Below are 13,196 nucleotides of genomic sequence, written 5' to 3'. Positions count from 1 at the left end.
GGACATCCCGACCGGCGAAGTGGAAGGAATAATCACCCTCAACGGCGAGCCGATCGAAGGGGTCTCGCTCAACTTTGTCCCTCGAGCGATGATTCGTCCCTCCGTCGCTCAAACCGACTCCAGCGGAAGATACCGCGCCCGATTCGTTTCGACGCAATCAGGCGTCGCGCTCGGCCCCTGCGTCGTCGAGTTGTCGATTTATCGCGGCGACTCTCCCCGCAACTATTTACCGAAACAGTTCAACCTCCAAGCGGAGGCGAATCCTGACTTCAATTTAGAAGTCACCGAAAGCGGACTCGTCTTCAACTACGACATCGTCTACGCCGGCGATATCCCTCCAAACTAGACGGACGAAGATCCGCTCTTGCCCAAGCAGTCCCAACAGCCCCCTGTTCTGCTTTTTATCCCGCTCAGCGTCACGCCCAAAGAAGAACGTTGCGATCGATGAAGCTTTACCTGCACCTGGCCTTTGTGCTGGCGATCCCCTGCTCCGCCGCTTTGGCCGTGGAGTCGCAGCCCACCGCGATTCAATTGCCGCCCGAGGTTCGTGACGCACTCACTGCTCACTGCGGCGATTGCCATGGCGCCGATGCGCAAGAGGGAGACGTACGCTTCGACGGGCTCGACCAATTGAGTCTCGACGCTCAATTGGATCTGCTCAATCGAGCTCAAGATCAACTCTTCTTTGGCCTGATGCCCCCTGATCAGCCCGCTGGCCCGGAAAACGAAGAGCTGAACCACCTCCGCCGCTGGATTCGCGCCGAGCTGAAAAGTCGCGATGCGTCGAAACTGGACGACAAGATACGCTACCCCGGCAACGGCAATCTGGTCGATCATGACCTCCTCTTCTCGGCGCCCATTACAGAGAAAGCCTACACGCCCGCACGACGTTGGCTGGTGAGCCCGCAGATTTTTCATGAGCGCGTAATCGACGTCTTCGGGCTAACCGGGCAAGAACGCGACTCCTATTCCAAGCGGGGAAACACGTTTTACGGCGTTACCAATCCATTTCTGCTTCCCGAACGCTCAGGCGTTCGCTACTTCGATAACGAGTCGCTCAACAGCGGCCATTTGTCGGTGATGATGGACAACGCAAAATGGATCGCCGCCAAGCAGATTCGCGCCGCTCGCGTCAAAACGCAGGAAATCGGCCCCAACGAATATCCCAACGCGAAAGATCGCTGGGCGCCGCGTGAGACGCCGGTGGCGTTGGAGACCATCATCCTCAAAAAGGGGTTTCCCTCCGACGAAGAAATCGCCGCAGCGATTCAAACGCAATTCGACCGCGTGCTGCGAAGACCTGCGGACGAAAGCGAAACGGCGGCCTATCTCGATTTGACGCGTAACGCGATCCAGGTCAGTGGCAACACGCTGGGCCTACAGCAGATGCTGGTCGCAGTCCTATTGGAGTCGGAATTCCTCTACCGACTCGAGTTTGGCGCCGGCGAGCCCGATCAGTTTGGCCGCCAAAAACTCTCCCCCCGCGAAGCGAGCTATGCGATTTCCTACGCACTTGGCGATCGCGGCCCCGATCCTCAATTGCTTCGCGCCGCCGAAGAAGGCCGACTCAACACGCGTGAGGATTACCGCCGCGAAGTCGAGCGATTGCTAAACGACCAAAACTACTATAGCGGCCAGATCGATCCGACGCTCAACGGCAAGCACTACCGGTCGAACGAAACGCCCCATCCGCGCACCGTTCGTTTTTTTCGTGACTTCTTAGGCTACCCAGGCGCCTTGAAGGTATTCAAGGATAGCAGTCGCAGCCTTGGCAAATACATGAATCCCGAACGGGGCACTCAAGGAACGCCCGGTCGCTTGGTCCTGGAAGCCGACCGCGTCATAACGGTGCATGTCGAAAACGATCAGCAAGTCTTCGAGCGTCTGCTGACGTTCGACGAGTTTTTCGTCTATCACGACAAAGACAACAAAGCCGGCCAACAAATCATCGAAGAATGGCGCAGCGTCTATGAAACGCTGAAAGACGCCGACTGGAAAGAGAACCCAACGGCCGTCCTGGAAGCGAATCTGGAATTCATCAAGAGTCGCAAATCGCTCCGCCTTGTCGACGCATCCCGGCCCGGCGAATTTCTCAACTACATGCACTACTTCGAAGAGTCGTTCGGCCAAGGCAAAACTCCGTACACCACGCCTCCTTGGGCGCACGGCTATTACTTGCACCACGCGCCGCTCTACAACTTGCTCCCCACACCGCCCGTCGATCGCTATGGAAGTTGGAAGTCGACCGAGTATCGCAAGAATTCCGACGAAGCCGAGTATTGGGATTACCCGACGCAGCAGCCGTTCAAGATCGAGAACCGTCTAGGCATCCTCACCCATCCCGCCTGGCTGATCGCACACTCCTCCAACTTCCATACCGACCCGGTCCGCCGTGGTCGCTGGGTCCGCGAAAAGCTGCTAGCAGGCCGCGTTCCCGATGTGCCAATCACGGTCGACGCCCAAGTCCCTGAAGATCCGCACAAGTCGTTCCGCCAGCGTGTTGAACTGGTAACCGAGAAGAACGAATGCTGGAAGTGTCACCAGCAGATGAACCCGCTTGGCTACGCCTTCGAAGCCTTCGACGACTTCGGCCGCTTCCGCTCACAGGAACCGCTGGAATACCCTGAGCACCAACTCAAAAAAGGAAACGGCAAGTCGACCTTCGATGAATTTGAAACTGTCCCGGTCGTCACCACCGGGGAACTTGTCGGCGCCGATCCCCGCCTCGACGGTCAGGTCGACGATACCTTCGACCTGATCGATCGCCTGGTTCGTTCCGACCGCGTCCGTCAGTCGATCATTCGCCATGCATTTCGCTTTTACCTGGGACGCAACGAAATGCCGTCCGACGCGGAAACGCTGCGCGACGCCGATCGCGCGTACGTCGAAAGCGACGGCAGTTTTCAGGCCGTCATCGTCTCGTTGCTCACTTCCGATTCGTTCATGTATCGCAAACCGCAGTAACAAAGAATCCACTCGCGGCGAACACGAAAGTTCGCCCGCCAAAAATAGCCTGGAGCCAACTTAATGATCTCGCGACGCAATTTTCTGCATGCCAGCCTGCTTGGCGCTGGGGCCATGGCGTTTTCTCGCCCCGACCGCCTGTTGGCCGCCCCAGGCAAGCCGCCGATGCGATTTATCTTCCTGCATCGTGGCAACGGCTTGTTTCCGAAGGTCATGGTTCCACCTTCCTTCGACGAAAAGCGGATGGCGCAAGAGAATCGCAAAGAAGCCTATGAGGTCGACCTCGACGGTCACGATCTTCCGCAGTGGATGAGCCCGCTTGCCGACCATGTCGACAACCTGACGATTCTGCAGGGGCTCTCCGGCAAGATGTGCACCACCGGGCATCATTCGTGGTGCTCTTCTTTGGGTGTTTACAAAGCGAACGAACGGATCTCCTCGATCAAATGGGCGACCGTCGACTTTGAGTTGGCTCGTCTCTTTCCTTCACCGGTCGAGCATATCGAGCTCGCCTGCTTTCCGCTCGATGGCGGCAACGCGCGCGGTTCGCTCGACGGCATCGCCCAAGGCTTCTCGGCCCGCGGCCCGCAACAGCCGAACTATGCCTACGGATCGCCGCGCGTTGCGCTGACCGAACTCTTCAAAACAGTCGCCGAAAGCAAAGCGGCCCAGGCCGAATACCAACTTGACCGGATGCTGCTCGAGTTTGTCGCCGAGAACGAAACGGCCGCGGCCCGCGGACTGGTCGGCGGTGAAAAGTCGAAGCTCACCAGTTACTCCGATTCGATCGAAATGATTCGCACGCGGAACTCCAAGATCGACGCCATGGCCGACGTCATTCGTCAACATGTTCCGGAGCTCGATCCGAAGTATCTCGATCCCGAAGTCAACACGTTCGATCGTCAGGTTGGGCATACCGAAGTGTTGCTTGGCGCGCTTATCTCCGGGCTCACCAACGTCGTCGCATTCACCGTCGACGAGTTGGGTCACCACTACACCGGCATCCCCGGCATCGAAGGGGAAAAGGTGAACATGCACGACGTCGGTCATGGAAAAACGATCGGCGGACTCGCAGCGGAAGAAATCCGAGACCGCTGCCGCCATCATCACATGACGCTCGTCGAGCGAATCGTCGCGCGTCTGAAAAGCGTCCCCGAAGCCGGCGGTACGATGTTCGATAACACGATGATCTTCTACTTCCCCGACTCAGGCGAAACCCATCACTCGCATGGGACCGAATTCCCGTTCGTCGTCCTCGCCGGCGACAATTGCCCGCTCGATCTCGGCCGCCGCTACATCCGACTACCCAGCTACGGACAAGCAGGCCACAAGACCTTGGGCAACTGGTACACAACCCTACTCAACGCCTACGGCAACCCAATCGACCACTTCGGCGCCCTCGACGTCGGCCTAAAGACCATCAACCAAAAGGGCCCGATCGAGCGGTTCCTGACCTAACGGTCGAGAGAAACCCGATCAAACAAAGAAAGCTCGCAAACGCCACTTTCAGAAGCATTTGCGAGCTCTATAAAAATCAAAGCGGAGGCGGAGGGATTCGAACCCCCAACGGTTTCCCGCGACGGTTTTCAAGACCGCTCCCTAACCATTCGGCTCGCCTCCAGTTAGGTACTTGCGGCCGCTGTGGGCCGCTGGGAAGGGTTTTAATTTATCGACGGGGCGGCGGGTTGTCAACGCAACCCTGCGGCTCGTAATAAGTTACAGCGGGCGGCCGCGTCTTAGTGGGGCCGCTCTGGTAGGACCCAATTTCGGCCTTGCGGTTCGCTTCCGGCGGCGATTCGGTCATTGACGGAAACCGGGCCAATCGGTATCTTGAGTCGTTTACTACGAACGCAACTACCACAATATACAGAGTACTAGGAGAGTCACGTGCCGATCATTAGCGAACGTGGGAAAGAGCTGAAACGTCGCCGTCATCGCCGCAAAGCGTACACCAAGTTCAAGGCGATTCTGGCCAAGAATCCGTCGGCCGACATGAAGGCCCACATCGCTGACAAGCTGCGCAAGATGACTCCGTCGGCTGAAATGCTGATCGCCGAATGGAAGCTGCTCGGTTAATTCGCCGACCGCTACCTCACGCACATAAAAAAAGCCTTGGCGAAATCGCCAAGGCTTTTTTCGTTTCCGCTTCGCCTCCTTTTACGCAGGGGTCGCATCCGGTTCGAACCGGCGAAACTGGAAGGCGCCTTCGACAAAGTCGATTTGCACGCCATCCCCTTCCTGAATGTCCCCACGCAAAATCTCCGTCGCCAACGCGTTCTGCAATTGGTTTTGAATCACGCGTTTCAGCGGTCGAGCGCCAAAGGTCGGATCGTATCCTTCCGCAGCCAACGCATCTTTCGCCTCGGTCGTGATGGCGAGTTCGATGCCGTTCTCCTGCAACTGCTTCGCCAGGAAGCCAACCTGCAGATCGACGATGTGCCGCAGTTGGACCTGCGAGAGTGGCTTGAACACGATCGTCTCGTCGACGCGGTTCAAAAACTCCGGCAGGAAGTGAGTCCGCAAACTGGCCTGAGCCGCTTCGCGGATTTCGTCATCGGAACCACCTTCGGCCGAGATCTGCTGGATCGCCTGGCTGCCGATGTTGCTGGTCATCACGACGATCGTATTGGTGAAGTCGACCGTGTGACCGTGGTTATCGGTCAGGCGGCCATCATCCAACACTTGCAGCAAGATGTTGAAGACGTCGCGATGCGCCTTCTCGATCTCGTCGAGCAAAATCACGCTGTAAGGACGTCGGCGAACCGCTTCGGTCAGCTTTCCTCCTTCTTCGTAACCGACGTATCCCGGAGGAGCGCCGATCAAACGACTCACCGCGTGTCGCTCCATGTACTCGCTCATGTCGATGCGAACCATGGCATGCTCGTCGTCGAACAACACTTCCGCCAACGCCTTGCAAAGCTCGGTCTTCCCGACGCCGGTTGGGCCCAGGAAGATAAACGAACCGATCGGGCGATTGGTCGCTTGCAGTCCGCTGCGGCTGCGACGAACCGCGTTGGCGACCGCTTCGACCGCTTCGTCCTGGCCGACGACTCGTTGATGGAGCCGTTCCTCCAGCACCAGCAACTTGGCGCGTTCCGACTCGATCATCCGGGTGACCGGAATCCCGGTCCATTGGCTGACCACTTCGGCGATTTCCTCTTCGGTAACCTGCTCGCGAAGCAAACGACGCTCCGACTTCTTTTCTCCTTTGGCTGGTTCGGAATTATCGACCTCCGCATCGATGCGCGAAGTTAGCGAGTCGCGTTTCTTCTGCAGTTCGAATAGTTGCTGATAGTCGCTTTCCGAAACAGGAGCGCCGCTGGCCTGCTTCTCTTGAATCGAAGCGTGCAGTTGCGAGAACTGCAGATCGACTTGCGCAAGCTCTTGGCGAACCTTGGAGACGTCCCCCATCCCCAGCTTCTCCGCTTCCCACTGCTCGCGAAGCGAAGCGAGCTGACGACGCAGGTCGTTCATCTCGGTCTGAATTTCAGCGCGACGTTCGACGGCCGATTCCTCGGTCTCTTCCGCCAATTGCCGATCGGCCAGTTCCAATTGCGTCAGTTGACGCTGCACGACGTCGATCTCGGCCGGCACGCTTTCCAATTCGATCGCCAAACGGCTCGAAGCCTCATCAACCAAGTCGATCGCCTTGTCAGGCAGGAATCGATCGGTGATGTAGCGATCGGAAAGTTTCGCGGCGGCGACGAGCGCCGAGTCCTTGATCTTGATGCCGTGATGCGCTTCGTAGCGCGGCTTCAAGCCGCGTAGGATCGCGATCGTATCTTCGACCGAAGGCTCGTTGACGTATACCGGTTGGAAACGGCGTTCCAGCGCCGCATCCTTCTCGATGTACTGTCGGTACTCGTCGAGCGTCGTCGCGCCAATGCAGCGGAGTTGACCGCGAGCCAGCGCCGGCTTCAGCAGGTTCGCCGCATCGGCGCCCCCTTCCGCTTTGCCTGCTCCAACCACGGTATGCAACTCATCGATGAAGAGCACAACGTGCCCGTCCGAATCCTGCACTTCCTTCAGGACCGCCTTCAGTCGCTCTTCAAATTCGCCGCGGTACTTGGCGCCGGCGACCAAGGCGCCCATGTCGAGGGCGATGATCCGCTTGTTCTTCAAACTTTGCGGAACGTCCCCCTGCACGATGCGCAGCGCCAGCCCTTCGGCGATCGCCGTCTTGCCAACGCCCGGCTCGCCGATCAGCACCGGGTTGTTCTTGGTTCGGCGCGAAAGCACTTGAATGGTGCGGCGGATTTCCTGATCGCGACCGATCACGGGATCTAGCTTCCCTTGATTGGCTTTTTCGACCAGGTCGATGCCGTACTTTTCCAAGGCCTGGAAAGTCGCTTCCGGGTTTTGGTCGGTGACGCGGGAACTGCCGCGGACCGATTGAAGCGCCGCGAGCACCTCTTTGTCGGTGACAGCGCTAAGCTTCAAGATTTCTTGCGCGGCGCTCTTTACGCGGGTCAGCGCCAAAATCAAATGCTCGGTCGAGACGAAGTCGTCCTTCATCACGTCCGCTTCGCGCTGCGCAGCCCCGAGCACTTGATCGAGTTCGGGAGAAAGCCCCGGCTGACCGGCGACGCCTGACATTTTCGGCAAGCGTCCCAGTTCCGAAGTGACCAGATCGGTGATCTGGCTCCGGTTGGCGCCGATCTTGTCGAACAGAGGTTTCACCACGCCTTCCGCTTCGCGCATCAGCGCCGCAAGCAGATGGAGCGGAGTCAGCTGCGGATTGCCGGCGTCCATGCAAATGGACTGCGCATTTTGCACCGCCTCTTGAGCTTTCAGCGTGAATTTGTCGAATCGTATCGCCATGGTTCTCGCCTCCTTATGAAATCTGCGCGTACGGGGAGCGCAGTTATTTTTATACGTCAGTCGCGGCTAAAAATCGCCGCGAAAAAGAGTCCGCCAAAAAATTCGCAGAGCGGGCGTCGCGCCGGCGTCGAGAAAGACGTGAAGCCGGCCGTTTGCCGGCAAGCGGCGCTGGGGACGATCGCTCGTCCCCAGCGTTATCACCTGCACAGCAATTAGTCTTTCTTCACTTCAAACTCAGCGTCGATCGCATCGTCGTCGCCTGCCGCAGCAGACGCTTCGGCGCCCGGAGCTTCCGCTCCTGCTGCACCAGCTGCGCCCGTGGTTTCGTACAACGCTTTGCTGACCGCGTGCGAAGCGGCTTCCAGTTCGCTGATCGCCGACTTGATGGCGTCGACGTCTTCTCCCTTGGCGGCTTCGCGAGTCTTCTCGATCGATTTTTCCAGCGGCTGCTTGTCGCTGTCGGAAAGCTTCTCGCCGTTTTCTTTGATCAGCTTTTCCAATTGGAAGCACATCGATTCGGCCTGGTTGCGGAGGTCGGCCAGTTCACGCTTCCGCTTATCTTCGGCGGCGTGCTCTTCGGCGTCTTTCTGCATCCGTTGAATCTCAGCTTCCGACAAGCCGGACGACTGCTCGATCTTGACGTGTTGCTCTTTGCCCGTGCCGATGTCACGCGCCGACACGTTCAAGATGCCGTTCTGGTCCAGGTCGAACTTCACTTCGATCTGGGGCATGCCGCGCGGAGCCGGCGGAATGCCGTCCAGGTTGAACTGACCGAGCAAGCGGTTGTCTTCCGCCATCGGACGTTCCCCTTGGAACACGCGAATCGTCACGGCCGACTGGTTGTCTTCCGCCGTCGAGAAGGTTTGCTTCTTTTCGGTCGGAATCGTCGTGTTCCGTTCGACCAGCTTGGTGAAGACGCCGTTGAGCGTCTCGATGCCGAGCGAAAGCGGAGTCACGTCAAGCAGCAGCACGTCCTTACGGTCGCCCGACAGCACGCTCCCCTGAATCGCGGCGCCAGCGGCGACCACTTCGTCCGGGTTCACCCCTTTGTGCGGTTCTTTGCCAAAAATCTTTTTGACCATTTCCTGCACTTTGGGGATGCGGGTCGAACCGCCAACCAAAACGACTTCGTCGATTTCGCCCGGCTTCAGGTTCGCATCGGCCAAGGCCTTTTCGACCGGCACGCGGCAGCGCTGAATCAGGTTGTCGGTCAGCTCTTCAAACTTCGAGCGGCTGATCGACATCTGCAAGTGCTTCGGACCGGACGCATCAGCCGTGATGAACGGCAGATTGATGTCGGTCTGCGATTGCGAGCTGAGCTCTTTCTTCGCCTTTTCGCAAGCTTCCTGCAAACGCTGCAGCGCCATCGTGTCGTTACGCAGGTCGACGCCGTGCTCCTTCTTGAACTCATCCGCTACGTAGTGGATCAGTTCTTCGTCGAAGTCGTCGCCCCCCAAGTGCGTATCGCCATTGGTGCTGATTACTTCAAAGACGGTCCGTTCCCCTTCTTCGTCCCCTTCCGGAGGCGAAACTTCGAGGATCGAAATGTCGAACGTACCGCCGCCAAGGTCGAAGACCGCGATCTTTTCCGCTTTCTTCTTCCCCAGACCATAGGCCAATGCGGCCGCGGTCGGTTCGTTGATGATACGAGCGACTTCCAGACCGGCGATCTGACCGGCGTCTTTGGTCGCTTGACGTTGGGCGTCATTAAAGTAAGCCGGAACGGTGATGACCGCCTTGTTGACCTTGTGGCCCAAGTAGGACTCCGCCGCCGCTTTCAGCTTTTGCAGAACCTTCGCCGAGATCTCCTGCGGGGTATATTCCGAGTCGCCAATTTTGACTTTGACGTACTCATCGGCCCCACCGACGACCTGGTAAGGAATCATCTTTTCTTCGGCGTCGACTTCGTTGTGTCGACGACCCATGAAGCGCTTGATCGAGTAGATCGTCTTCTTGGGATTGGTGACCGCCTGACGACGGGCCGGTTCGCCGACCAGGACATCGCCCTTATCGGTGAAGGCCACGACGCTGGACGTCAATCGGTTGCCTTCCGCATTCGGAATAACTTTGACCTCAGAACCTTCCATGATGGCGACAACCGAGTTGGTCGTCCCCAGGTCGATTCCGATGATCGTTTCGCCTTGTGCCATGATGTTCATTCCTCCTCTTATGATTCGAGGTCGCCCTCGGTTTGCGTCTCGTTTGTGGACGGACATTTAGTAAAGCAACCGACATGCCAATGAGAAAAAATTCACATGCCGCGAACATAAGTCCCAACAAATCAATCACTTACCTCGTTGACTGCCATTCCGATTTTACGGGCTGATGCCAATATGGCAGCGGATTTCTCGAGCGCGGCAGATGGGGGTTCGCGATTTTCAGTCGTCGATTACGATAGATGCGAACTCGTTTGACGATCGCCGGTTTGGGCGAATCGGCCCCGGCGGAGAACGGATGAAATGTCGAAAAAGAAGAGCGTGAAGCGCCCCACACCGACTTCCCTGAAACGGGACGTCGACCAGATCGATAAAGAATTAGCGATTCTTCTGCAGCAGCGGGCCGATCTGATCAAGGCCGCCACCCAGCTCGACGCCGAAGGGAACACCGTCGACGGTCTGGTCGACGACGACCAGCGAATCGAAGCCCTGGCCGAAAAGAGCCGCGGCGCCCTGCCCCCGGAAGAACTGCGGACCATCTTCCGCGAGATCTTCAGCGGCTGCCGGACCGTGGCCGCTCGTCTGAAAGTCGCCTTCCTCGGCCCTGAGTACAGTTACAGCCATCAGGCCGCGATCGAGCGGTTCGGCCAAAGCGCCGAGTTGGTCCCGGTCGCGACGATCGCCGCCGTCTTTGAAGAAGTGAGCCGCGGGACGTGCCAGTTCGGGCTGGTCCCGGTCGAGAACTCGAGCGACGGCCGCGTGACCGACACGCTCGACATGTTCGCGCGTCAGCCGCTGAAGATTTGCGGCGAAGTCCAACTCCGGATTCATCACTGCCTGTTGGCGAAGTGCGAACGCTCGGCGATCCGCGAAGTCTACAGCAAACCGCAAGCGATTTCGCAGTGCCGGAACTGGCTCGCGAAGCATCTGCCGCAGGCTCGCGTCTGTGAAATCACCAGCACCGCCGCAGCCGCACAGTTGGCGTCGCAGCAGGAAGGCGTCGCCGCAATCGCCAGCCGCGCCGCTGGGGTGAACTATGGGCTCAACTTCGCCGCCGAGAACATCGAAGACAATCCGCGAAACGTCACTCGGTTCGCAGTGATTGGCAACGAATCTGGCAAAAAGACCGGCGACGACAAAACGGCGATGATGTTCCAGACCGAACATAAGCCAGGCGCCCTGGCCGACGCGATGAACATCTTCAAACGGAATCGGTTGAACCTGACCTGGATCGAATCGTTTCCAGTCTCCGGCGGCGATCAGGAGTATCTCTTCTTCGTCGAAATGGAAGGGCACGAAAGCGAGATGAAAATCCGCCGCGCGATCGCCGCTCTGGAAAAAAAGACGATCCGCTTCGAGGTGCTTGGTTCGTTCCGGAAGATGACGCCGACCGACTAGTCGCCGTGCGTAGCCGTTTCGCCACGACGGTCAAGATTTCGTTTCCTTAAGGAAGCGGGCACAGCGTCGGGAACGCGACAAAGAAAGCTTCAAAAAAAGGGGAACAAGATCGCGTCTTGCTCCCCGCTTTGCCATTGATGCGTGGGGACTTCCCGATCGCTGGACGTTCACCTTGAAAGTCTAGCGCTCATCGCCATCGGCGATACGACGCTTACCAATAAACTCTGGCCCACGGCGTCACCACCGCTCCACCGCCATAGTATCCGCGGTAGTACGGGCCAGGCCCGTAGTAACTGCGATAATACGGTTGGGGTCCGTAATAGGCGCCGTAATAAGGTCGGTAGACCGGGCCGCCATAGTACGCGCGTCGGTAGACGCGTCCACGCCACGCGACGTCTTGAACCTCTTGCGTCTTAGCGGAATGCGGCGTGATCGTCGATTCGGTACTGCTAAAACTGGGCGCTGCAAACGCGATGGCCAATCCGACCGTCGCAACGCCAACTACAAGCCAACGAGTGATCGCGAGAAAGCGATTACAAATTTGAGGAACGCTCATGATCCCTACTCCTTATCTAGATGTAGCGTTTAGCGATTCATGACATCCTTCTATTGCAAAGGATATGCCTAGAGCCGCCGAATGCTGATCCAGATGCGATCGATTTCTCCGAGCAAACCAGGCTTTCGCCTCGTTTCCTGCGGTGAAAAATATCGCCAGAGTCGATCAATTTCTTTTGTTCGCCGTAGACACTCCGCCATGACGGCAGCGGAGCGTCGTTTCAGATTCCAACCTCGCCGAAGCGCGGCGATTACCAGTAGAAGTTGGGATTCGGATTCACAATCGCATTGCGTTCGGGATGGTGCTGCCAGTACGGACCATAGATCGGGCCGTAGCCGCGGTTATAGCCATACTTCACCCGGGCGAAGATCGGACCACGATAGATTGGGCCGTAAATCCCTTCGCCGTTCCACGCAACTTCTTCCGCCGGGGATGCAGTTGCCGAATCGGAACCAATAAAACCAGGCGCCGCAAAAGCGAAGGTCAGCGCAACCGTCGCCGCAAACAGACAGAATCGGCGTCCCCAGGTTTGGACGTGCGGGCGAGACTGAGCCGCTTTCATTTCACTACTCCGTTAGTTTCAAGTGGAGATGCGTTCCCGATCGCCTCCAAGCGATCGGGACTAGCTATTGCCAGACGCTGACGTCGCAAGCGACGCCTCTCCGCGCAGACTCTCTCGCTGGCAAATTTCAACTTGGCTGCGTAGCGACCGCCATCGCAACACCCTCGCCCAGTGGCGAGGGTAACCGAAACGGCAATCCTTAAGCGATCACGCCAAGCGACGCTTTACCTAATAAGCTTCGGCGCGGATTACCAGTAAACTTCGGCATAAGGCGAAACAACGGCGCCACCGTACGGGGCTCCATAGTAAACAGGAGCGACTGGCGCGATCGGAACGACGGGAGCGTAGTAGGCCCGACGTATCACAGGCCGATATACCGGCACAACCGGAACGACAGGAACAACCGGAGCGTAGTAGGCGCGATAGACACGTCGCCCATGCCAGGCGACGTCGGTGTTGGTGGCGCTCGGTCCGGCCAAGACGACCGCCAGCATCACGACGGAGACGCCAAGAAGAATCCAATGCCCGAACTTCTGAAACTGACGACGCAATTGAGTCGCGACCATAGCCTGCACTTTCAAAGATTGAAACGACTGGGAAAACCTTGCGGTCAAATCAAGTCAGCAGATGCTATTAGGCCCCCAAACGAACCACGCCTGCAATACTCACCACCCTGCAGAACTAGTCTTCAAGCTCGCTTTTCGCGGGAAAAAGGGAGAAAGGGGCGAAATTCCTCCTC

10 protein-coding genes and 1 tRNA gene are annotated in these 13,196 nt (G+C 58.0%); 5 read left to right on the top strand and 6 right to left on the bottom strand.

What is annotated here, in order from left to right; all coding sequences use genetic code 11:
- Positions 1-19: 19 nt before the first annotated feature.
- The 3 genes from LOC68_RS06535 (at position 20) to LOC68_RS06525 (ending at position 4,422) form a co-directional block, all read left to right on the top strand.
- Entirely contained in the window at positions 20-346 is a 327-nt protein-coding gene (locus LOC68_RS06535) for an Ig-like domain-containing protein (protein ID WP_230216961.1), read from the top strand.
- Between the two features lie 98 nt (positions 347-444).
- Positions 445-2,964 (top strand): DUF1588 domain-containing protein, encoded by a 2,520-nt coding sequence (locus LOC68_RS06530; RefSeq protein ID WP_230216959.1) that lies wholly within the window; start codon positions 445-447, stop codon positions 2,962-2,964.
- 63 nt (positions 2,965-3,027) lie between these two features.
- Positions 3,028-4,422 (top strand): DUF1552 domain-containing protein, encoded by a 1,395-nt coding sequence (locus LOC68_RS06525; RefSeq protein ID WP_230216957.1) that lies wholly within the window; start codon positions 3,028-3,030, stop codon positions 4,420-4,422.
- An 82-nt stretch (positions 4,423-4,504) separates the two neighbouring features.
- Here LOC68_RS06525 and LOC68_RS06520 read toward each other — a convergent pair.
- Positions 4,505-4,584: transfer RNA gene (locus tag LOC68_RS06520), tRNA-Ser, on the bottom strand.
- A 267-nt stretch (positions 4,585-4,851) separates the two neighbouring features.
- On the opposite strand from LOC68_RS06520, the gene LOC68_RS06515 reads away from it, so the two are divergent.
- Positions 4,852-5,040 (top strand): DUF6800 family protein, encoded by a 189-nt coding sequence (locus LOC68_RS06515; protein ID WP_230216955.1) that lies wholly within the window; start codon positions 4,852-4,854, stop codon positions 5,038-5,040.
- Between the two features lie 81 nt (positions 5,041-5,121).
- Here the strand turns inward: LOC68_RS06515 and clpB are convergent, their stop codons facing one another.
- Positions 5,122-7,785, bottom strand: coding sequence for an ATP-dependent chaperone ClpB (gene clpB, locus LOC68_RS06510; protein ID WP_230216953.1), 2,664 nt, complete (start codon positions 7,783-7,785; stop codon positions 5,122-5,124).
- Between the two features lie 212 nt (positions 7,786-7,997).
- Positions 7,998-9,935: a molecular chaperone DnaK gene (gene dnaK / locus LOC68_RS06505; protein WP_230218461.1), complete on the bottom strand. Its 1,938-nt coding sequence runs from the start codon at positions 9,933-9,935 to the stop codon at positions 7,998-8,000.
- A gap of 309 nt (positions 9,936-10,244) precedes the next feature.
- Between dnaK and pheA the strand changes: the two genes are divergently transcribed.
- Positions 10,245-11,339 carry a prephenate dehydratase gene (gene pheA / locus LOC68_RS06500; RefSeq protein ID WP_230216951.1) on the top strand — a complete coding sequence of 365 codons (1,095 nt, stop codon included), beginning with the start codon at positions 10,245-10,247 and terminating at the stop codon, positions 11,337-11,339.
- Positions 11,340-11,550: 211 nt separating this feature from the next.
- Here the strand turns inward: pheA and LOC68_RS06495 are convergent, their stop codons facing one another.
- From LOC68_RS06495 to LOC68_RS06485, 3 genes are all read right to left on the bottom strand, one after another.
- Positions 11,551-11,895, bottom strand: coding sequence for a hypothetical protein (locus LOC68_RS06495; protein ID WP_230216949.1), 345 nt, complete (start codon positions 11,893-11,895; stop codon positions 11,551-11,553).
- A 250-nt stretch (positions 11,896-12,145) separates the two neighbouring features.
- On the bottom strand, positions 12,146-12,457 hold the full coding sequence (locus tag LOC68_RS06490) for a hypothetical protein (protein WP_230216947.1): 312 nt from the start codon (positions 12,455-12,457) through the stop codon (positions 12,146-12,148).
- Between the two features lie 248 nt (positions 12,458-12,705).
- On the bottom strand, positions 12,706-13,023 hold the full coding sequence (locus LOC68_RS06485; protein ID WP_230216945.1) for a hypothetical protein: 318 nt from the start codon (positions 13,021-13,023) through the stop codon (positions 12,706-12,708).
- Positions 13,024-13,196: the final 173 nt, after the last annotated feature.

Source organism: Blastopirellula sediminis, assembly GCF_020966755.1.
In the GTDB taxonomy this organism is placed as follows: Bacteria; Planctomycetota; Planctomycetia; order Pirellulales; family Pirellulaceae; genus Blastopirellula; species Blastopirellula sediminis.
Note: the sequence above shows the minus strand (reverse complement) of the source record. Positions and strands in the feature narration are given on the sequence as shown.

Bases quoted from the DNA above. Each gene is read 5' to 3' on its own strand.
- LOC68_RS06530 (WP_230216959.1), top strand. From the start codon at position 445: ATGAAGCTTTACCTGCACCTGGCCTTTGTGCTGGCGATCCCCTGCTCC.
- LOC68_RS06525 (WP_230216957.1), top strand. From the start codon at position 3,028: ATGATCTCGCGACGCAATTTTCTGCATGCCAGCCTGCTTGGCGCTGGG.
- clpB (WP_230216953.1), bottom strand. From the start codon at position 7,785: ATGGCGATACGATTCGACAAATTCACGCTGAAAGCTCAAGAGGCGGTG.
- dnaK (WP_230218461.1), bottom strand. From the start codon at position 9,935: ATGGCACAAGGCGAAACGATCATCGGAATCGACCTGGGGACGACCAAC.
- pheA (WP_230216951.1), top strand. From the start codon at position 10,245: ATGTCGAAAAAGAAGAGCGTGAAGCGCCCCACACCGACTTCCCTGAAA.
- LOC68_RS06495 (WP_230216949.1), bottom strand. From the start codon at position 11,895: ATGAGCGTTCCTCAAATTTGTAATCGCTTTCTCGCGATCACTCGTTGG.
- LOC68_RS06490 (WP_230216947.1), bottom strand. From the start codon at position 12,457: ATGAAAGCGGCTCAGTCTCGCCCGCACGTCCAAACCTGGGGACGCCGA.
- LOC68_RS06485 (WP_230216945.1), bottom strand. From the start codon at position 13,023: ATGGTCGCGACTCAATTGCGTCGTCAGTTTCAGAAGTTCGGGCATTGG.